Source organism: Rhizobium sp. 05L429 (genome assembly GCF_056397645.1).
In genome coordinates, this window is the sequence record NZ_JBFTNV010000036.1 from 1 (window position 1) to 21,853 (window position 21,853).

At 58.5% G+C, this 21,853-nt stretch carries 15 protein-coding genes; 6 read left to right on the forward strand and 9 right to left on the reverse strand.

Going from position 1 to position 21,853, the window contains the following annotated elements; all coding sequences use genetic code 11:
• Positions 1-345: 345 nt before the first annotated feature.
• The 6 genes from AC1DNW_RS28885 (at position 346) to AC1DNW_RS28910 (ending at position 7,582) form a co-directional block, all read left to right on the forward strand.
• On the forward strand, positions 346-1,044 hold the full coding sequence (locus AC1DNW_RS28885; protein ID WP_477855162.1) for a sigma-70 RNA polymerase sigma factor region 4 domain-containing protein: 699 nt from the start codon (positions 346-348) through the stop codon (positions 1,042-1,044).
• On the forward strand, positions 1,041-1,595 hold the full coding sequence (locus AC1DNW_RS28890; RefSeq protein ID WP_477855163.1) for a hypothetical protein: 555 nt from the start codon (positions 1,041-1,043) through the stop codon (positions 1,593-1,595). The genes AC1DNW_RS28885 and AC1DNW_RS28890 overlap by 4 nt, the downstream gene beginning before the upstream one ends.
• Positions 1,596-1,599: 4 nt before the next feature.
• Entirely contained in the window at positions 1,600-4,944 is a 3,345-nt protein-coding gene (locus AC1DNW_RS28895; RefSeq protein WP_477855164.1) for a UvrD-helicase domain-containing protein, read from the forward strand.
• A gap of 97 nt (positions 4,945-5,041) precedes the next feature.
• A complete protein-coding gene (locus tag AC1DNW_RS28900; RefSeq protein WP_477855165.1) occupies positions 5,042-5,731 on the forward strand; it encodes a hypothetical protein in 690 nt (229 codons plus the stop codon).
• 1 nt (position 5,732) lies between these two features.
• A complete protein-coding gene (locus AC1DNW_RS28905) occupies positions 5,733-6,149 on the forward strand; it encodes a hypothetical protein (protein WP_477855166.1) in 417 nt (138 codons plus the stop codon).
• On the forward strand, positions 6,146-7,582 hold the full coding sequence (locus tag AC1DNW_RS28910; protein WP_477855167.1) for a HesA/MoeB/ThiF family protein: 1,437 nt from the start codon (positions 6,146-6,148) through the stop codon (positions 7,580-7,582). The genes AC1DNW_RS28905 and AC1DNW_RS28910 overlap by 4 nt, the downstream gene beginning before the upstream one ends.
• Before the next feature lie 313 nt (positions 7,583-7,895).
• Here the strand turns inward: AC1DNW_RS28910 and AC1DNW_RS28915 are convergent, their stop codons facing one another.
• The 9 genes from AC1DNW_RS28915 to AC1DNW_RS28955 form a co-directional block, all read right to left on the reverse strand.
• Positions 7,896-8,615 (reverse strand): hypothetical protein, encoded by a 720-nt coding sequence (locus AC1DNW_RS28915; protein ID WP_477855168.1) that lies wholly within the window; start codon positions 8,613-8,615, stop codon positions 7,896-7,898.
• 348 nt (positions 8,616-8,963) lie between these two features.
• Positions 8,964-10,106, reverse strand: a complete 1,143-nt coding sequence (locus tag AC1DNW_RS28920; RefSeq protein WP_477855169.1) for an SH3 domain-containing protein — start codon at positions 10,104-10,106, stop codon at positions 8,964-8,966.
• A gap of 424 nt (positions 10,107-10,530) precedes the next feature.
• Entirely contained in the window at positions 10,531-10,983 is a 453-nt protein-coding gene (locus AC1DNW_RS28925; protein ID WP_477855170.1) for a hypothetical protein, read from the reverse strand.
• A gap of 220 nt (positions 10,984-11,203) precedes the next feature.
• Positions 11,204-16,654, reverse strand: coding sequence for a DUF4011 domain-containing protein (locus AC1DNW_RS28930; RefSeq protein ID WP_477855171.1), 5,451 nt, complete (start codon positions 16,652-16,654; stop codon positions 11,204-11,206).
• A 117-nt stretch (positions 16,655-16,771) separates the two neighbouring features.
• Positions 16,772-17,779 (reverse strand): protein NO VEIN domain-containing protein, encoded by a 1,008-nt coding sequence (locus tag AC1DNW_RS28935; protein ID WP_477855172.1) that lies wholly within the window; start codon positions 17,777-17,779, stop codon positions 16,772-16,774.
• 16 nt (positions 17,780-17,795) lie between these two features.
• The gene (locus AC1DNW_RS28940) at positions 17,796-18,119 is read right to left on the reverse strand and encodes a hypothetical protein (RefSeq protein ID WP_477855173.1); all 324 of its coding nucleotides are present in this window, start codon (positions 18,117-18,119) and stop codon (positions 17,796-17,798) included.
• 964 nt (positions 18,120-19,083) lie between these two features.
• A complete protein-coding gene (locus AC1DNW_RS28945; RefSeq protein ID WP_477855174.1) occupies positions 19,084-19,380 on the reverse strand; it encodes a hypothetical protein in 297 nt (98 codons plus the stop codon).
• On the reverse strand, positions 19,377-21,230 hold the full coding sequence (locus AC1DNW_RS28950; RefSeq protein ID WP_477855175.1) for an AAA family ATPase: 1,854 nt from the start codon (positions 21,228-21,230) through the stop codon (positions 19,377-19,379). Before AC1DNW_RS28950 ends, AC1DNW_RS28945 begins: the two co-directional genes overlap by 4 nt.
• Before the next feature lie 39 nt (positions 21,231-21,269).
• Positions 21,270-21,776: a hypothetical protein gene (locus tag AC1DNW_RS28955; RefSeq protein WP_477855176.1), complete on the reverse strand. Its 507-nt coding sequence runs from the start codon at positions 21,774-21,776 to the stop codon at positions 21,270-21,272.
• Positions 21,777-21,853 lie beyond the last annotated feature (77 nt).

A 21,853-nucleotide genomic window follows, 5' to 3' on the forward strand; every position in this document is an offset into this window, starting at 1 on the left:
GCCAACGGCACTTGCGGCCTAACGTCGCTTGGATCTCGGCTCGCGATCTATAATAGACAGTAGGCGGACATTCGACACCACAGCCATGCTCGTGCAAAGGCGATCGCAACTGACTTTAATTGAACCTTTCGTTGAAAACTCGAACTTCTCTTTTCGCCAAACGCGAATCAGTGCTTCCTCTCTGGTTGAGATGTCGAATTCGTTTTTCCCGAAAAAGTTTCGTTCGGGGGTTCCGACTTTCGATCCGAGAAACGATTGAAAGCTTGTAGCATGGTGKAAAGTCAACCGTTCGGGACGACTGAGGCCGATCTCGCTCCTCTGACGAAGCGGAAAAGAGATGGAACCTTGTATCAGCGATCTCCGGAAGCGGTCGCTGAAATTGTTCGCGCGATGGACCGACCGATCGATGAGTTTGAAAGGAATGTTCAGCACGTCTCGGTTTCCTGCCTCATTTACTTCTGTCGCCATCTCCGCCCGAACAGGGAGAGCGCGTGGTACAACAATGCAGTCCTGGAGCTGCTCGCGCGTCTCGACGCAGCAGTTGCGCGAAAGTGCCGAGGCATGGCCGACAACCGCCGCGACCATATACGACACGAAGTCCAGGGATGGATGATCGAGCTTTTATACACCAACGACGAAAAGCTCGACGTGCTCGAGACAATGTTCAATCTCGCCGTCGATGCAAAGACTGTAGATGAGATCCGGAAATCGGAACGACGTGTCCGAGTTGAGCGAAATGAGTCCGAATTTGTGACCAACGACATGTCCTCAACTGACGCCATAGACAATATCCACCATGCCAATCAGCCGCCGGTGCTCGCCAAGGCGGAAGCGTCGGCGCAACTGGACAACGCCATGGGAAAGCTCACAGGGCGAGAACAGGAAGCAATCATGAACGTCTACGGAAAAGGTCTCAAGGAAACCTCGAACGACCCTGACGAAATGACTGCAGCAAAAGCAATGAATGTAAGCGATCGTCGGATTCGCCAGTTGATTACCAATGCCAAGAAAAAACTCTCGGATGACGAGGGGAGCAACCCATGACGCAACACGACGACATCGAAGACATTCTCTTTGATCTGGTGGAGGACGGACAGTTTTCTGCTCAAGCCGTCGCGGATGCAATAGCCAGGTATCCGGAGCACGCGGACGCAATCACGGCTTTTGCGGCGGCCTGGCAGAGCCACCGTGATGAGGATGTGGAAGTCTATGCGCCTCTCCCGGCGCCGGATCTGTCGCGACTGTGGAATTTGCAACCGGAAAAGACCGACCCGTTCGAAGGTAAAGACCCGTTAGAACTGCGCGACATCGCCGCTCGTTGCGATCTTTCCATGAACATAATGGTCAAATTCGCGGAGCGTCTCTTGAAAGCGACCAGCATACCGATGTTGCTCATCCGCCGTCTTGCTGACGAACTCAAAGTGTCGCCTGGCACACTCCTAGGCTATTTGGACCAGCAACAGGCGATAGGTGCGTCTGACTTCCGTTCCGACGGAACTCCCGTCGTTGGTCAGAAGCAAACATTCGCAGACGCCGTCCGCTCGTCGTCAATGTCGGCCGAGCGTAAGGAAAAATGGCTGAGCCTATCGGAATAGGGCAATGGAAAGCATCAGTTCAGTTCGCCAAGCAGCGCTTCTTCTCCGCCGCAAGATCGATGAACAGTTTTCCGATCTCCCCGCGCCGCGCGTCATCGAGCTCGCACTAGGTGAGCGACGTCTGATCGTGGAAGACGTCGAGCCCGCAGATCCGGTCCTGGCCGGAGGTCTCGGAGTTMTAAAAAGGAAGTTCAACACGATCTTCGTCTCAAGCGCCCTTTCGCAGGAGACGAAGAACGAAATCATCGCGCACGAAATCGGTCACTTCGTCGTCCATCTCGAAAGCGAAGTGCGGACAGATGAAAACTACGCGAATGACGAGTCTCGCGATCCCCTTCGGCGCGTCGACGCCTACAGCAAGCGAGAGCGTCGCGAAGTCCAAGCCAACGCGTTTGCGCGCGAACTGCTTTTTCCGCGCCGATTAGCAAGGCGGATGTTCGAGGAGGGAAAACGAGCTCATGCGATCGCGCGCTCGCTGGGCCTGAACCGGGAACTCGTTTACCAGCAACTGGCAGACGCCCTTCTGCTTCCCGAGCAACCGCCGAAGATCGAATCTTCTCAATCGGCGTCACGCGGTCTCAACCCGTCTCAAGAGAGGGCCGCCGATCATCTGGGCACTCCATTTCTTCTGGAAGCCGGTCCAGGAACGGGAAAGACAAAGACGCTGGTTGAGCGCATCGTTCGACTGATCTCGAAGGGGCTAGCCCGCCCCGACGAGATCCTTGCGCTGACCTTCTCGAACAAGGCTGCGGAAGAAATCGCCGATCGTGTCGAAGCGGCGACCGGGCCAGCCGCTACCAACATCTGGACTGGAACCTTCCACGCATTCGGGCTGGAGCTGCTTCGGAAGCACCACGACATTTTCAGGCGTGGACAGAACCCACGGCTGGTCGACACCAGCGAGGCGATCAGCCTGCTCGAGGATACGCTTCCGGCACTGCCGATCGTTCATATGCAAAATCTGTTCGAACCGGCCCTCGCACTTCGCGACATCTTGAGAGCGGTTTCTCGAGCAAAGGACGAACTCGTCGGCCCGGCGGAGTATATGGCACTTGCGCAGTCCATGCTGCAGTCGACGGATCCGAATGACACGGACCGGCTGATCGCCGCGAAGAAGGCCCAGGAAGTCGCGTTGGTATACGAGCAATACGAGGCTATCCTGGCAGAACAGAAAGCCGTCGACTACGGTGACCTGGTGATGAAGCCGGCGCTGATGCTGGCCAAAGACGAGTCCTTCCGCCAGACGATTTCGAACAGCTACAAGTGGGTTCTCGTCGACGAATATCAGGATATCAACCGTGCGAGCGCGATGCTCGTCAAAGGCATCGCAGGCGACGGGGAGCGTCTATGGGCTGTCGGAGATTCCCGACAATCGATCTACCGTTTTCGCGGTGCCTCAACCCGCAACATGGCGCGTTTCGGGCAGGACTACCCGGCAGGAGTACGAGACAAGCTCGAAACCAACTACCGTTCGACAAAACCCATCTTGTCGCTCTTCCAGTCCTTCGGGAACAAGATGCTTGTCTCCTCCTATGCCCTGCCCCTCGATCTCGCGCCAGATCGCTCCGGAGGCGTTCCGCCGTCCTATGTGGTTGCCAGAGATCCGGACGACGAAATGGGAAGACTCGCGGCCAGCATCAGAAAGCTGGAGCGAGACGGCGTCCGTCTGAACCAGCAGGCTGTCATCGCACGGACCAACGGAGTTCTCGCCGACGTCGCCGAGGAGCTCGAGGCCCGAGGCATTCCGGTCCTTTACCTGGGGCCGCTGTTCGACAGACCGGAAGTCCGCGACCTTCTGTCATTGCTATCCCTTCTGGTGCACGACGGCTCGACACTCTTCAGAGTCGGCACTTTTCCGGAATACAAGATTCCTGTCCCAGACCTCGTTCGGTTCCTGGCGGCAGCTCGATCTTTGGACTGCAAGCCCATCCAGCTTCTTCGGCGTGTGAACGAGGTAAGCGACATAAGCGAAGCCGCCAGAGACTCGTTTGCCACGCTAGCCTCTCATATCGAGGGATTCGACGCCGGTACGACGCCGTGGCTCGTATTGATGGAATATCTCTTCGAACGCAGCGGCTACATGACGTCGCTTCTTAACGGTTCAGGTCCTGCCGACGCAACGCGTCGGGTGGCCGTGCGTCAGCTCGTGGACGCGCTGCGCACGATGCCCCTTACGGGCAGCAAGTCTCCAATCGCCCGCGGTCTACAACGCGTCCGACATCTGGTGCTTCTATCCGACGACCGCGATCTGAGAAAATTACCGGAGGAACTGGCCCAGACGGATGGCGTGCATCTGATGACCATCCACGCAAGCAAGGGATTGGAATTCGAGGCCGTACATCTTCCGCACTTGAAACGCGGGACGATCCCGGCTGCCAATCGGCCGGACGCATGTCCGCCGCCGGAAGGACTCGTTGCCGACGTCGTCGAAGTTGATGCGCATCTTGCCGAAGAAGAGTGTTTGTTTTTCGTGGCATTGTCGCGGGCGAAGACCCACCTGCATCTCTATCGGCCGGCGACGAACTCCGGAAGGAATTCGAATCCTTCAACTCTGCTCGAGAAGATCAGCATTGCCAGTTCGCAGCTCAACGAGACCATCGAGCGAGCGATCCCCCGAACACCCCCTCGCCCGATCAACTTCCCTCCGCCCCCCATCGAGCTTACGGCGAACGACATCGAATCCTATGAATCCTGTGGCCGCCAGTTCTACTACGACAAAATTGCCGAGCTGCGTGGAAGTCTCGAGCGCGGTGCCTATCTGCGTGCCCATAGCTGTCTCTCTTCGGTCATCAGGGCGGCGAGAGAGGCCGGGCGCCCGCTCTCGGAAACTGAGATGCGCGACGTGTTCGAAACTGCATGGMAGGCGAGCAATATCGAGGGGCACGTCTTCGAAGCGGCCTACCGATCGCTCGTGGAAGGGATGCTGCAGTCGCTGATGCCCATCCTCGCGGCTCGCGGAGAACCGTCAGGGCTGAGCATCGACATCGGCGGCCGCAAAGTGACGGCCACTMCGGATTCGATCGTGACCACCGCTGGAGGACAAGTCCTCACAACTATTCGTCGCGGCAAGATTTCCAGCAGCGAGGCCGACAAGATATCCCACACCATCATGTTAGAAGCCGCTCGCCTTCATATTGGACATGGCTTCAGGCTTGAAACCTTCCACCTTATCGGGGGCGAAAAGAATCCGATCGATCAGACCGACGCGAAAAGGCGCAATCGCCTCGAAACCACTGCCAAGGCGCTTAGCAGCATCCATTCCGGCCATTTTCCACCGAGCCCGAGCGATTTTTCATGTCCTCGCTGCCGCTACTTTTTCATGTGTCCCGCACCGGATCAGAATAGTTGAGAAAAAGTTGACAAGCCCCCTTCCGGGTTATGGCACCTGAAACGATCAACCTTGTGAAAGCACGACATGGTGTCAAGCTGGAACAGGGATCCGCCGCATGAGCACGGTTGAAATCAATGACGATGCAAAGTCCAAAAAGGCCTTCAACTTCGTCGTAAACTACACGCAATATCCATCCACGGACCGCACGATCGACGATCGTGAAATTCTCGAAAAATCGGGACATCGACCCGCCAACGAGCACATTCTCATCCGCATCTTCGACCGCCGCACTTTGGCGGTCGACAGCGAAACTAAATTCGACCTGAAGGATGATGACGTCGGAGCCTTCAGGGCATTCAAAGGCGACCGCATCTTCCGCTTCTCGGTGGAAGACCGAGTCTTCGAATGGGGCGCTGCCGCAATCGATGAGACGGAACTTCGCCAGATCTGCGTTCTGCGCGACGATCAGGTGTTCAAGCTAGAACGTAGCGAGAGCGCCGACGAGATCGTCGACGACGGAACGAACATCGACTTCCAGGGCGACGGCACTGAGCATCTCCGCATCGTGTCTCGCCCGCAGGCGACGATCACGGTCAACAAGAACAAAGTCACCATGCGTCGCGGTTGGACGACCGGACGCGAGATCAAGTCGGCGGCCATCGCCCAGGGCGGGAATATCCGCGAGGACTTCGTTCTCGATCAGGAACTCCCTAACGGCGATACCCAGCTCATCGGCGACAACGATCCCGTTTACGTCAAGGGCGGCGAGCGCTTCGGAGCCGTCGATCATCACGAGGACARCTAAGATGATGGAGCTTAAGACCGGGGTCGTAATCGCGATCAATGCAATCAGGGCCCATTTCGTCGGGCATGACGTAATCGTCATGCCCACCGGCGACGGTGGCGCCAACGTCATCGTGGAAAACGTGCCTCTGGGCGCACCCTACAGCCAGGAGAACACGTGGATCGGCTTCCTGTTGTCGAACGCGTGCCCGGACGACGATACCTATCCCTTCTACGTCACGGGCGAACTGAGCAGGATCGATGGAGTGGCGCTCTCCGCTCCCCTGCACTCGGGCAATCAGTTCCCACCGACCGCAGCTCCCGATGAGGCTCGCGTTGCCGTCATGGTGTCGAGGCGTCAACGCAATCAAAGTTCGTTTTCGCACGAAACCCCTCTGCGAAAGCTTCTCACCGTCTTGCAATGGATGCTGACCCAATGACCACCTGTGAAATCCGTATGACTGCACCGATGTATCAGATGCTCCATGGCCACCTCTTTCCCGGTGATCACGACGAGCACGGAGCGATCTTGCATGCGGGCCTTCTGCATACTCCGGCCGGCCCCGTTTTGACGGTCCGCTCGGTGGTCCTTGCAGAGGAGGGCCGCGACTGGGTCCCTGGCACCCGCGGCTACAGGAAGCTCGTAGCACCGTTCATCATGAGACAGGCCCGAATCTGCAGAGACGAGAAGCTCGTTTATCTTGCCGTGCACAATCATGGCGGACGCGGGCGCGTGGCTTTTTCCGACGTCGACGTGGAATCGCACGAACGGGGCTTCCCTGCACTCCTCGACCTGGTCGAAGGCATGCCGGTCGGTTCGCTCGTGTTTGCCGAAGACGCCGTCGCGGGCGACATCTGGCTTCCCGGCCAGCAGAGACTCGTCGTTGATCGAATGGTCGTGGTCGGACCGACGCGCCGGGAATTGCGACCCGAGCCCAAGGTCGAGTCCTTTGCCTACAAGCAGCGCTACGACCGTCAGGTCAGGATGTTTGGAAGCAACGGCCAGGCGATCCTTTCGAGAACCCGCGTGGCGATCATAGGATTGGGAGGGGTCGGCTCGCTCCTTGCCGAACTGCTCGGCCGCCTCGGCGTAGGTTCCTTCGTTCTCGTGGATCCGGACCGGGTACAGCCCAGCAACGTTCCTCGACTTGTCGACGCCACCGGGTTTGATGCGATGGCGTGGCTGACCGCCGATGGTCGTCCGGCATGGCTCCGAGCCATTGGCGGCAAGCTGGCGACCCGGAAGATAGATCTTGCTCGGCGGGTGATCCGAAAGGCAAATCGAAGTGCGATCGTGCAACGCCATTACACCTCCATGGAGGAAGCAGCGGTGGCCGACGCCATCAAGGATTGCGACTACATCTTCCTTGCCGCGGACGGTCATAGGGCTCGAAGGCTCTTCAATGCTCTTGTCCACCAGTATCTGATCCCTGGCGTCCAGCTTGGTAGCCGCATTCAAGTCGACGAAACCAGCGGATCGATCGAGAACATTCATACCACGGCAAGGCTCGTGACGCCCCACGCCGGATGCCTTCTCTGCAACCAGGCGATCGACCGTGTAAAACTGAGGGAAGAGAGCACCCCAGCGGAAGTTGCCAGACGCCAACGCTATGTCGACGGGCACGATGCGGCCGCACCGAGCGTCATCACCCTGAATGCACTTAGCGCGTCTCAGGCGGCGAACGACTTCCTGTTCTACATTACCGGCATGACCAGCGACGATGCGTTCCAAGGCACCATACGAGGACGACCGTTGGAAAGAAGGCTCAGCTTCGTCAATCCGAGGAAGGATCCGGCCTGCCCGGATTGTGGGAGAGGCGCCGAGGCAAGGTTCGCGCGTGGAGATGGCTCGCCACGGCCGATGATCGACTAGCCGTCAGGGCCGCCGAATCGATCTCAACCTTCATACCCCCGACGAGTGGCGAGCGCTCGCGAAGGACCGCGTTATAACGTTTTCGCGAATTCGTTACAACTCAAGGCCCTGTTCGCCTTTCAGACAGGCGGTTCGCCGCTCTTGCCTCATTTCCGGAGATAGTTTTTAGATCAGCGAATGATTTGCTATCAGCATATGGCTCGACGCTGACATGATGTAGGGATGACACTTCAAAGATATGCCATAGCGGTTTCCAACAGCACCGACGACGATGTCCCTTAGCAGGCTGAACAGATACCGAAAGCAGATCGCATCACTGCGATTGAAGGAGAACTGGTGGATTGTATGTAGGTGTTATGAGGCCGTCGCTTTGGATCCGCCTGGAGGAGCGTGCCGGTTTCTTCCCCTTTACGGGCTCTGACGGCAATGACACCGTCGCCTCAACGAAAGTCATCGCTTGAAGAACTGCCAAAGCGAAGTCGCTGTAAGCCCGGCCATCCTGAGAAAATAGGTAGTATTTCCCGTACTTGCCCAGAGCTATGCAGTCTTTCGAGGACGTCGCGCAGTCGCGCGGGCGTGCGGGCGATGTGCTGTGGTGCAACCAACCAGGCGCCGGAGGCTTGGTAGTCAGCGCGGCGAGGTCAGCCTGCTGCATCGGTGTTCCAACCACGGCGTTGGCGTAGAGGTCGCGCATAACCTGAACCGCCTTGGCGCTGTTAACAGGCGTCACCGTCAGGTTCGACGAACTGGAAAACGAACCAACACTTAGGGCAACCTCGCTTGTGACGCCGGTCGGTGCGAACGTTCTCTTGGGCGAAGCACTGAGCGAACCGTTGTAGTTGAGAGTAGCGCCGGAAATGTTTGCAAAGGCGGGGATCGAATATGGATCATCGATCGATCGTGAAAGCTGGTGCTTGATTTGATCGTATGAAGCCGACTCCACACTGCTTTGATAACGCTTCGCGCCTTGCAGACTGACCGCTTCAGCACAACCTGCCAGCAGTACCGACAGCAGCATGATATATGGTTTCATAGCCTTTCTCCTCAGAAGACAAGGCGATGGTGCCGCGCAGTTCAATCGAAAGTCGAGGCGCGCTGGAAGAGCGCCAAGTGTTTTGCACAGCCATTTTTGATGGTGTTCGCTTCGGCACTAAGTCGCTGAGATGTGGTAGTCAACCGCTCATTCCGGTCCACAATGGCTTCTTGCCGTAGGTGCCAAGCCAGATATTAGAAAGGATTGACCTTTCCGGACATGGATCCGAAAACGAACAAAATCGAGCGACACTACGGTAGAAAACTTTCATACAACCGCGAGGTTCGCGCAATTGCACGGCTGACGTCTTCTGTGCGGTCCGGCATCACGAACGCGCTTGGCACAGGACTACTCGCAACAAACCCTGCGGACATAGGTATTTCCCAAGGTGACGATTGAATCCTTGGCGATCAGTCCGTGGGCCTTGAGCGCATTCGCGACGTCCTTCGCCTCCTGCTCTGCGTAGGTATCTTTCAACGTGATCGCGAACCAGTTCTTTGCGGTCAGGTGCGCGACGAGGGGAACCGGCGAACTCTTGATGAAGGATTCGGCAGCCGGGAGGGAACTTAGGCTTTTCACCTGGACGTAGCGCCTGTCGCCCGCATCCTCGTCGAACTGGTCTACACGAACCCAGGTGTAATGCATGTATCCGCTCTGCCGACCAACCGTTACCGCGTACCAATCTCCGACAACCTGGTCGACACTGACAGGGGTGCCGTTTCGAACAAGGGCGATGGACTTCGAATCCGGATCGGCAGCCTTCTTCAATGCCGCTTCGCCTTTCGGATATCTTACAGTACCGGAGCGCGCGACCGGCACGTCGAGAGACGCGACGACCCCACCGCGATCGCGAGAAGTCGGAGAGGGATCGCTCTTTGGTGGTTCGACACGAACTGTGGAACGGTCGGTKGTTGACGACGTCGTGAGCCTGTACCGTGACATCTCGCTGCCCGAGAGATATCGAATATCGTCGCTGTTATAGCTGAATGCGAGCTGCAGCAGGCCGGGGTCGACGCCCATCTCCGTCATGTATCCGATGATCTCGGCAGTGAGCTGCTGGATCTGTGACACGGCGTCGGCGACAGGCACACCTTCGGAATTGCTGAACGATGACTTGTGCACGCCGATCGAGCCAGGCTCGGCGAACCGCCCGACGCCTCCCATGAACGCCAGTGAGCACGCCGAAGCGCATTCGGATTGACGAACCTGGAGGGTGGAGAGACCAAGCGACCGGATAAGACGTCCAAGCTCGATCGCCTTTACGACGTTGCCTCCCGGACTATCGAAGCCGACGACAGTCGGATGTTCGGTTGCCACCAAATCCTTGAATTTCGACAGATCATCTTCGTCATCGAACGAGCCGCTGACGGTGACGAAACGGCTGCCGGTGTCCGTGCTGTGCATCTCATACGCGAGCTGTGCTTCGGCAGGGCGAACACCTACAAGACCCAGTAGGGCCGCACCAAAAATCAAATATCCAAGCGAGTTCATGACACCTACCCCAGAGGCGGCAATAGATGCACGGCCGTCGAGCCGCCGCAAGTAGTCTCCGATTACTTACGAAGGCACGGTAAACGGCTTCAACTCCACTGTGAGTTCGCCGATAACGCGTGATGAAGAGTCCAGAAGACTAAAGCTTCTAAACGAAATAACATTTATCGTTCCTACGACAGCGGACGATCCTTCGAAATCCCATAACGATTTCCAATGGCGCCTCCCAACAGTGCAAGGATCACCGCGGCAGGGACGCCAATCGCTCCCCCCATCGCGGCTATGCCAACTCCACCTGCGAGCAGGCCTACAACGAAGCCCGCCGCGGCTCCTATTAGCGACCAGCGGGTTTCTTGTGGACGTTTGGAGGCGAACGCCGATGCCTTTGCCGCGCCCTTCGCGATGTGATCTTTCTATGTTTCGCCTAAAAGTTTTCCGACGTCCCATCGCCGTAGACGACCTTCGTGACATTGAGGGTAGCTTTCGCCGTGCCTGTGGAGACCGGCCCGGTAAGCTTGTCGTAGGGCTCTCCCTGGATGAACTGATTGTCTTCCCAGAAATATATGCTCTCGCTCTCGACAGTCTTACCGGGGGGAATCTTGATGTCCAGCTTGCTCTCGCCCTCAACGATCTCGTCGCCGAACGCATCGGTGATGGAGAGCGTATGGGCTATCGCTACAACGGTTTTCTTAGAACTGTTTTTGAACGTCGGCACCAACTCGACGCGGTCGGTGAAGATCTGGCGCTGGTAATTCTTGTTTTGAACTCGCAACTTTGCCGAGGTGAGTTCGACTGTCGACTTTGAAGTCGGGCTGACGGGTGCGGCAGCGCTGGCGGGCGTCGTCGCACCGGTCGCCTCATCACCTGAGTTCGGCATTGTGATCGCGTCGAAGCATGTCAGTCGCTTCAGTGAGTCGCTCTCGGTCTTGCATGCTCGGACGTCGCCCACCAGATCGGCGTGCGAGGTGCCAGCCGTCAGACAAAGAAGAAGTGGAACTAAGATCAAACGCACGATAATCCCCTCTGTAAATCTTTGATCTGGACGACGTATCCGTGGCTTGTTTCAACGCCGGCATCGCCACGCTGTCGGTTTGACCTCAAGTTACGCTTTCCACGACCGCCTTCCTAATGAGGCTGCCGAGGAGAATTTCCAGCTCGTCTCCTGCCTCTGCATCCAGGACCGCCTTCGCCAACGGAGCGTTTCGGTTTACCAATCCCTTCTCTGGCGCGCTCGGGTCCTTGACGATCGTGAACTGATAGGTCTCAAGGCCCTTGTCCAGGTATCGAAGACGGACCTTGCTTCCCAGGCGCGCGACCCCGTTTTTCGGAGGCGCTGGCGGTCGTTCTGGTTTCGGCTGCTCCAGAGGCTCGACAGGAAGAACGAGCTGCGTTTCCTCGGTACGTGCTGGGGCTGTCCGGCCGGGGGGCGCGGATAGATCCGAAGATTTCCTCGGGGAAACCGGAATGGCAGCCCGTTCCGCGAGTCTTGTTTTCAACTGTTCGAGCCTCGTGGCGATTGCCGAGCGTAGTCGTTCGGCCTCGCGTCTCGGATTGTCGAACCAGTCGGTCGACCAGACGCGGTGAATATTCCAACCCAGGCTTTCGAGAATTTCCTGCCGGTGGCGGTCACGGTCTCGTGCCGAGCGGGAGGAATGGTAAGTCGCCCCATCGCATTCGACGCCCATCAGGAAGCCATGCGGCCACTGAGGGTGGCGAACGCCGAGATCGATCGAATACCCCCCTGCCCCGACCTGAGGTATCGCCGTGCATCCCATGGACTCGATCTGGGCGGCCACGAATTGTTCTAGTGGAGAGTCGAAGGCACCATGCGTCCCCGTACCCGCTTCCAGGGGAGCGCCCGCACTGTACTCGAGCCATCTCTTCAACATCCAGGCCCCGGCGTTCGTCGTCTCTTCGGCGGTGATATCGGACGGCGTCATGGACGTGAACGTCTTGATCTGCTCTTTCGCCCGTGTGAATAGCACGTTGAGACGCCGACGGCCGGTTGGGCCGGCTATCGGTCCGAAGTGCTGGGCGACTTTCGCGCCTTCGGACGGCGGACCGTAGAGCGTCGAGACGAATACGACGTCGCGTTCGTCGCCTTGCACATTTTCAAGATTCTTGACGAAAAATTCCTCAAGACCGTCGCGCTCGTGAAGCCACCGGTCAACGAAATCCCCGGCAGCACGATCGCGGGCGATTTCATACTGGAGTCGCTCGTTGATGTATTCGGCTTGCGCCTTGTTGACGGCCACGATGCCAAGCGACCGCTTCGCGTCGTGACGCATGAACGATAGGGCAGCTTCGACAACGGCGTGAGCTTCGGTCGTATTTACGCCTGCCTTGTAGATGCCTCCGGTTTGGACGAGAGAGACGCCCATCATTGGATCGTCCTCGTTCGCTGAGGGAAACACGGTCAGGTCGTTGCGATAGATCACGCTGTTTGAGAATCTGATCAGGCCGGAATGCTTGGAGCGATAATGCCAGGTGAGCATCCGGCGCGGACGGAATGCGCTGTTGGCCATCTCGAGCACGGACTCCTGCGTCACGGCGTCGGTCTCTTCGTCGTCAGCGGTGTCGGCGATGGTCTTATGGAAGAAGTTAGTCGGTGGAAGCTGTTGCGTGTCACCCACGATCATCGCCTGGCGGCTTCTGAACAGGGCGCCGATGGCATCCTCGGGTGGCATCTGCGAAGCTTCGTCGATGATGCAGACGTCGAATTCCAATGTGTTCTTCTGGATGTACTGTGCCACTGCCAACGGCGACATCATCCAGCAAGGCTTCAGGCTGAGCAAGGCCCGGCCTGCGCGCTTGGTAATGTCTCGCACCGGGACCCTTATCTTCTTTTGATCGACCAGATGTTCAAGCAGACCCATTTCGGTGTATTCGGCAACGCGCCCCCGCGAGTTACCGCTGGGAGGACGCGAGCCCGTCGTCAATTGGTGGCGCAGCGCCTTTCGCGACAGTAGCGTGATGTCGTCGTCCAAGGACTTTAGACGCTCCCGGAGAGCTTCGATCTGCCGACCGGAATAGTTGGCCAGCTCGCGGCCGTACCTTTCATAGACTCGTGATGCGGAGGCTCGCCGCAGGAGTGCCTCCGCATGTCCCGCTACGTCGGTGGAGCCTGTCTGCGCCGACAGAAGGTCTACCGTATCGAGCAATCCCAGCCTATCGATATCACTCCTCGTCTTGGCCACATTTATCCAATGCCCCAGGGCCTCGGGATCGGATGCGGCTTGGGAGAGGTACTCGGAAGCCTCACTGAACGTCATGCCGGCAATCTTTTTCGACATGTCGACGGCGGCCTCAGCGGAAACGCGGGTCAGAAATTCCTTTGTCGTTTTCGCCGTCTCGAAACTCGCAGCGGAGTCGGACAGGAGCTTCTGAAGTCTGCCCAGTCGCGCCGCTTGGGCAAAGATATCGGCGAACGCGTATCGCTCCAGGAGGTTCGCAACTTCGACAAGATGCCTTAGTTCCTGGCCGTCCGTCTTCCAACCGGAGAACCGACCGCCCAGAACGGAAGCGAGAGAACTGGCATCGAGGCTGCTTATCGAATGTTGAAGACTAGACACCCTATCGGCAAGCTGCTTGAGGTGGGATGGCTGAACAGCGTCGGCACGGCGGAATATTTTGCAGAGACGGGTCATCTCCGCATCTGTCGCTTTGATCCCTTCGAGATTGGCGACGAGCGTCGCACGGGTCCCTTCCAGATCGTTGAGGACGGTCTCCGGCGGCAGATCTTGTAATCTGGGAGTGCCCGAGAGGATTTCTAGCCTCTCCGTCTTCAAGAATTCGCGCACTTCGCGATTGCCATATCCGCTGAAGCCGGCGTCGACGCCGTCGTAGTAAGCGGCTAGCTGAGCGAAGCCGTTGAAATCCGTCTCTACCCCGTCGAAATGCGTTCCGAAGACGCCGCTGTTCGCGGCCCTAGCATTGAAACGAGCCTCCTCGTCGAGCTGGCTGCGAGCAGCGTCGAGGTGTTGGATCGCTGCCTGCTTCTCAAACTTTCCGGATTTCGAGATAGCGGCGTAGAATGACTTCGCGTCTTTGTATTTGGACGAGAGAAAACTGAGCGGGCCGGCGCTTCGGATCGCCGCGAGATGCCCGTCGATATCCGACGGACGCATGTCCGACCGAAGTGAGATGCCAGCTTCCAGGGCACGTCGCTTGTCCCGGAGCTCGAGTCCGGCGGTGACCATGGTCTTCAACGTTGCGACGGCTCCTGCGTCCGCAAGCATCGACGACCTCAACCGCAACACGTCGGCTCGGGAGGTTTGTACCAGATCGCCTATCCTCCGCAACGTCGCGACCGTCCAGTTTCCGGCAGGAGGATATTCGGCGACGAAGTCCATCGCAGCAGCCAGGGATTTGGCAAAATCGGCGATCGTCGCTTCGATGACGGATATTTCGACAGCCCGATCCGCAGCGTCCAGCGACTGTTTCGCCGACCGGCAGATCTCATAAATCCGTTCCAGCTTCGACGCCACGTCGTCATCGAGAGGATCGACCAGCGTCGTTGCAAGCGTCGATGCGAGCAAGCGGGCGGCTTCGCAATCGGAGAAAAATTTCCCGAGCTCGACCGGCGAGTCGAACGTCGCTATTCTCGCATCGTCTTCTGTGAGTTCTCCCTTGAGGAGGTTTCGGATGGCAGCCGCCAAACCTTCGATGGCTGCGATGTCCTCGATGGAAAGAGCGCCGTCGACGCCGGCGCGGCGTAGGTGCTCGGCTGCTGCGTCCAGTTCCCGATATGCTTCCGACGTGCGGTGAGCCAACGCGAGGATCGCCGAACTCTTGAACTGACTCGTGTCGAGGCTGTTCGTGCCTTCCCAATGTGCGCGAGCCGACATGGGCGTCGCGCTCGCTTCGGACAGCCAGCCCACGCTAGCGACCAGCTCTTGGATTTCATGATGCCTGAATTCTCGAGCAGGAATCGCATGTTCGGACAACGCGACTGGGGACATGGCGTCTAGCAGGTGCTGGGTTGCTATCGCGCGTCCGAGAACGCGGTGCACTGTCTCTCCCGTGTTCTCCCATTCGCTTGCGAGGATCGCCACATAGCGTGACAGCTTTTCACGGACGTCGACGAACCGGTCCCGGTTTTCCTTGAGCTCCCTGGGGAGATGTTCGCGTAGCCCGATGCGGTCTCGGATCGAGCGCATGAACTCGTCTTTGGAACTCTTGCCTGCAAGCAGCGGGAGAACGAACTCGCCCAATCCGACCGCCTCGAGGCGACTGTGCACAACCTCGAGGGCCGCCGACTTTTCCGCGACGAACAGAACCTTTTTGCCCTTGGCGAGAGCGGTCGCGATGGCGTTGACGATGGTGTCTGACTTGCCGGTGCCGGGCGGGCCCTCGACCGCGAGATTGCGGCCGCGGGCTACGTCCACGAGAACGCTGAACTGGCTCGCGTCCGCCTTCTTGACGAGATGCGGAACCTCTGCCTCGACGTCAGGGGCGTCGACCTCGTATTCTTCAGCGATTGCTCCAGCCTCGGAAGTCTCCGAGCCGACCAGAATGGACTCCACAATTCCGTTCTTAGAAAAATCGGAGCTTTCCGGATCCAGGTCTTCGTACATCGCCATGCGAGCGGCCGGGAACACGGAGAATGTTATCCGCCGGCGGACCTGCCAGGGCAGCTTGGCATGTTTGATCTGGCTGATTTCGTCGAAGTATTCTTCGAGTGAACCGCCCGTGAACGATGGCAGCTCTATGTTGAACTCGCGCTTGAACTTCTCCCGCAGGACGAGATTGGTTTCCGCCTCCTCACCCGTACCTTCGACGGAGAAGATCGGGCCGCCCGGACTTTTCTTCCGTTCGACGACCACTGGAGCAAGAACTAGCGGCGACAGATATGTCCGGTCATCGGCCCGTGCAGGGTCTTTCCATTCGAGAAATCCGAATGCTCCCCGCAGGWGATTGAGCCCTGTTTCCTGCTGCGCCGTCCGCGCCTTGGTAATGAGCGCGTTCAGCTTGCGCTCGAGGTCTGGACCTAGAAGCAGCGTCTGGACGTGATCGTCGTCATGGCGATCGTCCTCGACGTCCATATCCGGAGGCGGAAGTTCGAAGCTCGGGTTGATGCCGTTGTTCTTAGCGTGCTGGGCCAGCGACTCGTCCTTGCGAGTAACCCGCTTAGGCATCCGCAGCGTCTCTCGGACGCGATCTTTTAGTGCACGCTCGGCTCTACGGAGCCGATCCGCGTATTCGAGCGCCTCGGGATCAAGCACCTTCGTTTCGTCAAGATACTCCTCGTCCGTTCGAAGAGCGATCGAGACCGCTTCCACGAACTGCGGAGACAGCTCGTCCTTGGCGTCCTCTTCAAGAGAAGGCAACGGCCTAAACTTCAATGAACCATCGTTGTTGATGCTGTAAAACAGCCGGTCAGGAAGCTCGTCGACAACCCGTATCTGGCTTGCCGAGCGCCCGTCGAAGCTCATGTTAACGAGCGGATTTTTTGATGTGAGGTCGAGCAGTCTCGGCCGGATGTCTTCGATCTTGGCTGCGACGAGCTTCGAAAAGTCGCGAACGGAAGGATTGAAGGGCCCGTTCATGGAATCAATTCCAATTGTAATTTAAACTAGAAATCGTGTCCCATAGGCGCAACCGGCAAGCAAGACCTGAAGGTTAGAGACCGTTAATATCCACCGCGCGGTGCCGTATAGTGACACCTATTCGAGAACAGGAGGTTCAATAGCGGAAMGGCGCGCAGCAATCTTCTCCTCTATGGCGAGGATGCGGCCGTCGTCAGCCTCCCAGATCAAGGTCTTCTTGGACGACTGCTCGGCGTCAAATCGGAACACGTGTGCTCGCCTCGCATTCTCGAGCGCATTCGACAGTATATAGATCACGTAGCGCCCGCGCTCGGACTGCATTTTTGCATATTCATTCGGCGTGAGCTCGACGACGACTTGCGAGCCTGACAGCCCCTTTACCTCGACGTTCAGAACGCTGCCGTCCGCAGCGGTCGCCTCGAGATCCCATCCCTTTCCATCCAGCTCAACAGAAATCACCGAGCGGTTGCCGCCCGCAGCGGAAGTATAATGCGCGATTGCGTGGTCGATGGCGGCCTGCTCGATCTTTCGCCGCAGTTCGACGTCGGGTTGACGAGGAGACTTTCCAGCTTTGCTGGAGGCGGGCTTTGCACCATCTGTTCCGATATAGGCCCGCACGTGGGCTCGGAAATCGTCGTCCTTCCCGTACCACACTGGGCTCTGCCCGAGATTTCCTTTTTCCTTTGCTGTCGGGATGCGGAAGACGCGGGCATCCACTGGAAGAAGTTTCGCCCCAGCTTCCGGCTTCGCAACGACTTGGTATCCAACCGAAACCTCGCCACTACGCATTACCCGGAGGTGCTCGTTGTTCCGGTAGACCGTCGCATTCATGTACCAGCCCACGATATAGTTTTTCCTGTCACGCGGGCTCTTCGCAATCCAGACTACGGTAACGCCGTCCACCCATTCCGACCGTCGCTTTCCGCCGAGGCGGGTAAGATTGATGGTGGCGGAACGCGGAACGTAACCCAGAAGCTGCCCTCTGTAGGGTCTGAAGTTCCAAGCTTCGTGACCCACGGTGCTTTTCTTGAGATGGCCGTGGCCACCGAGCGTCGGGTCGGCGTCCGAGGGCCCGTTGTAGAATTTCATCCAGCCTACATTGATGAAGACGATAGGCGAATTCATGGGATCAAACCTGTAATTATTGGTCGAGATCGGGGGCGCCACTGAGGCGGAAGAGCAGGCTGCTGTAGGGAAGCCGAGCGATGATGTGACCCTTGTCTGCAATCGCGCCCGCCGTCATACCCCGGCACAGAAGGCTTACGCCGCCTTGCTTTCGCTGGCAGATCGCGTCCGGGCTATCAATGATGTTCAGACCCGGAACACCTGTGACCAGCACGGTTATTCCATTGGGGATCGCACCGATCGGCTGGATGACGATGATCCGCACTCCGGCGATCCAGGCGCCGATCAACGCCAGGGCTACGATGCCAGCGAGGACGTAGAAGATTCTAAGCCAGGCCATCACGAAACCGTCCTGGCTGTATCGAAACGGAGACCGCAATGCTTGCAGACGTTGGCCACCTGCAGGACGGTCTCGCCGCAATCGGGGCACGACTTCGTCGGCCTTCCATCGGCGACCTGCGGCACAGACCGGACTGGCGACTTGATCGACGGGAGGCACGCGATAAGGATCAACCCAAAAATACCTAGAAGGCATCCGATCAGGAACCACCCGACGCCCGTCCGGCCTTTGGACGACGCGATGATGCCAGTCACGACACCGCAGATGAGCCATGTGAAGACGATAATCATTGCAACGCTACTCCCCGCAGCCGATCACGACGCCGCTGTTAGTGATCGTACATTCGTTGCCTTCGCTGTCGACCGAGTGCAGCYCAGAAGAGTCCGACCAGCTTCTGATGGAATATGAGTTCCCTTCACTATCGTTACTCCTGATTTCCGTTTCGCCGCCAGGGAGCTGGCGTGTGGTGGAGTCGACTGAGTAGTTGTTACCTTCGGTGTCTGAGGATCGAACGTGAAAATCGCCGTTCGTATCCTGATAGCCACCCGAGCAGGTTCTATATGATCCTTCTCCGAAACACTCTGCGTTGGCGGCGCCGCACAGGAGGACGCACACCGCCGTCGCGGCGACTAGTAATTTTGTCCGCATTCGCATTCTCTGATTTTTTAAGGTCCCCACCGCAGAGCAATCGCAGCCTTGCGTTGCATCGTCAGCGATTGATTTCGTAGCTCACAAATCAACCAAAAGTCGAGATCGTATTCTGGCCTTTTTTTGGACCTTGGCAGAAAAACAATTCTGCGGGGAGAGGGCCAGATCCGCCGCAGGTGTTGGAATCCTTCAAGGTGACGTCGAAGTGGTTGCCGCGAAAAAAGACATTAAATCGAGGCGGGCGGATGCCGGAATCCAGACGCAGGCTCCCGTCTCGCCGAGTGGAAATCTCAACGATCCACGACGTCGCTGGATCTCATCTGAGACCCTTCTTTGCCGCCTCCATCACCTCCCCCAGCGTCGGTCCCGGTTCCACCACGACGTCCAACAGATCATCAAGGGCAATCAGGCATACCAGCCCACCCTCCGTCTCTACGATGGCCGGCATCCCCGCCGCGGCCGAATTCGTCAGGATGAAGAGACGACGTCTCGCCTCGCGAAGTCGCCATTGAATTCCCGCCGTTTCGAGGATGACCTTCTCGACAAGCACGCGATCCTCAGGACGTCGGTTCGTTTTCAGGCTTCGTACGATAACCTTCCAGTCTGTTGTCATCGTCCCGTTCCCTGCGCTGCGTCCGCTGCGAGAAGCTCAACGACCTCCTTGCCGTCGAGATGGCCCCTCTTCTCCAGGAGGCCAGCAACCTCCTCGATCACGGACCGACGGCTCCGCACGATCTCGCGGCATCGATCCATCTGGCGCGTAAGGATCCGCTCGACGCGTCGGGCGACGGCAGGATTGGTTCGTAGAACTCGCGTTCGGGCATTTGGCGTGGTCGCGCCCAGAAATGAAAGGCTCTCGCCCAGGCCGTATGAGATTTCCATAGCTGTGGCGATGTCGGTCGCGTGCGCCAGATCCGATCCCTCCACGCCTCCTGCTCCATCGAGAGCAGTTCCTAGGAACAACTCCTCCGCAGCCCGTCCAGCGAGAAGGAGAGCGATGCGATCCAGATGGATCTGCCGATCCAACTCGACGTCGAGATATGTGAATTGTGCGAAGCCGGCTGGCTGCGGATCGCGGGTTTCCCACGGGACGACGACCGCCGCCAATTGTCCGACTCCTAGGTGGAGGCCAACCACGGCATGGGCGGCTTCATGGAGCGCAACCGTTTTTCGGTTCGAGCTGTTCAGGCGCCTCGCCGGGGGCAAGCCTCGCATCACCATTTCGAGGTCGACCCGCTCCCCGCTCTGTCTAGCCTCGCGCCGAGCCTGGCGGCCAGCCTGTTCGAAATGTGCCCCCGTAAATCCGGCAGTCGCAGCGGCGATCGTCTCGACGTCGCTTTCGGAGAGGTGATGGCCGAAATACATGCGCGAAAGGTGCTTCCGCTCCTCTCCGTCCGGCAACGAGATTCGAACATGGCGGTCCAGGCGTCCCGGTCGTCGCAGGGCCGCGTCGACGACGTCGGGATGGTTCGTCGCTCCGACGACGACTACACCTTCGAGCCTTTCGTGCCCATCGATTAACTCAAGCAGGAAATTGATCACCTGGACCCAGTAAGTCTCGTGCTGTGTTCCGACGAGCCGGATCCGGTCGCTGATCCCGTCGATTTCGTCGATGAAAAGGATGCTAGGTTTGCGGGAAATAGCCTCGTCGAAGCTCCGGCGCATGGACTTCAAGGTATCGTCGAGACGGCCCGCCGCTTGCCATCGGGCCACGGAGGTGGCTACGAGGTGCGCGCCACAGGATCGGGCGAGCGCACCTGCGAACATTGTCTTGCCCGTACCCGGCCGGCCGCTCAAAAGGAGGCCGCGGTCGACGTCCGACCAGGCCAGCTTCCCATCCTTCCATTCGCCGATATCCTTGGAGAGGGACAGCCCCCAGGTCTTCGCATCGTTATAGCCGACGAGGTCTTCGAGGCGAACTCCGCTCCCCGCCGACATTGGCTCCTCCTCGACGTCGGAGAGACGGTCAAGCACCGCCGAAGCTGGCCTTCCCGTCCTGAAGGCCGCAAAGACCTCGGGCAGCGGATGCGCCATCATCCTCTTCGCGTCCGCGAGGTCGATGACCTGACCAGCGAACTGCTTGGCAGCGGCGACGAGGTGGAACGGGCGGAGGGCCCCGACCTCCACGACGCGATCGGCAGCAAGCGCGATCTCCCTCGGCACAGCGTGCCCCGACGGCCAGACGACCAATAGCGACGACTTCCTCTTCAAGTCGCCATAGATGGTCTGCGGATCCAGTCCCCCTCTGTTGCCGACGTTCGGAGACGCGATTGCGAAGGCATGCAAAGCCTCGACTTCACGAACCAGGATAGTGGCGGCAGCGACATATTCGTGGAAGTCCGCGCCGACTGGGAGCCGAAGGACGACGACGATCTGACGGCCGATCTCAGCACTTTTAAAGGCGCCGCCGAGCCTCGCGGCGGTCTTGAGGGCCAGGCCATAGACCACGCGTTCCAGCGTCACCGTCCGGCGACCTTGAGGAAAGTTTGTCATGACTGCCCCTCACCGCTGGAATCGACGGATTGCCGTCTCCGGCCCGATGATTTCATCATCAAGCTCGATAGCGATCATCCGACGAAGAACCATCCAGGCGATCCCGGTCATCGGCTTCACCTCGCCGAAGAGTGGAAAGGTGTCCGCGATGGAGAGAGAACCCATTTCATCGAGCGCGGCGAGCAGCCTCACTCTGTCGTTCAGCGGCGTCCGGTAGTTCGCGTATCGCAGGAGATCGCGTGCGTTCTGCAGGCGAAATCCCGTCTCGATCTCCTTGCGGGTGATGAACTTGTGGTGGATGCGCGCGATCGCGGCGGCCTCGGTGATGTCCGGGCTTCCCTCTTGCTCGACGGCGTCCATGAACACCCTTCGCCCATCGTCGAAGTCGACCATGACATCGGGCACGTGCGGTCCGATTTCGGCCTTGAGCTCGGCCGGAAGACAAAGCCAGGCGACCACGTGACGATCGACGTCGAGAAGGCAGCAGAGGTTTCGAGCGAGTTGCGTGCGGAACATGGGGTCGCCCGAGCAACGGACGGTGTTCCTGGGATAGAACTTCCTCGTGGAGGCTTCAGTATAGGCGGCGTACAAAG

Coding starts and splice junctions, on each gene's coding strand:
- AC1DNW_RS28945 (WP_477855174.1), bottom strand. CDS start 19,380: ATGACAACAGACTGGAAGGTTATCGTACGAAGCCTGAAAACGAACCGA.
- AC1DNW_RS28940 (WP_477855173.1), bottom strand. CDS start 18,119: ATGGCCTGGCTTAGAATCTTCTACGTCCTCGCTGGCATCGTAGCCCTG.
- AC1DNW_RS28910 (WP_477855167.1), top strand. CDS start 6,146: ATGACCACCTGTGAAATCCGTATGACTGCACCGATGTATCAGATGCTC.
- AC1DNW_RS28915 (WP_477855168.1), bottom strand. CDS start 8,615: ATGAAACCATATATCATGCTGCTGTCGGTACTGCTGGCAGGTTGTGCT.
- AC1DNW_RS28890 (WP_477855163.1), top strand. CDS start 1,041: ATGACGCAACACGACGACATCGAAGACATTCTCTTTGATCTGGTGGAG.
- AC1DNW_RS28925 (WP_477855170.1), bottom strand. CDS start 10,983: ATGCCGAACTCAGGTGATGAGGCGACCGGTGCGACGACGCCCGCCAGC.
- AC1DNW_RS28905 (WP_477855166.1), top strand. CDS start 5,733: ATGATGGAGCTTAAGACCGGGGTCGTAATCGCGATCAATGCAATCAGG.
- AC1DNW_RS28955 (WP_477855176.1), bottom strand. CDS start 21,776: ATGTTCCGCACGCAACTCGCTCGAAACCTCTGCTGCCTTCTCGACGTC.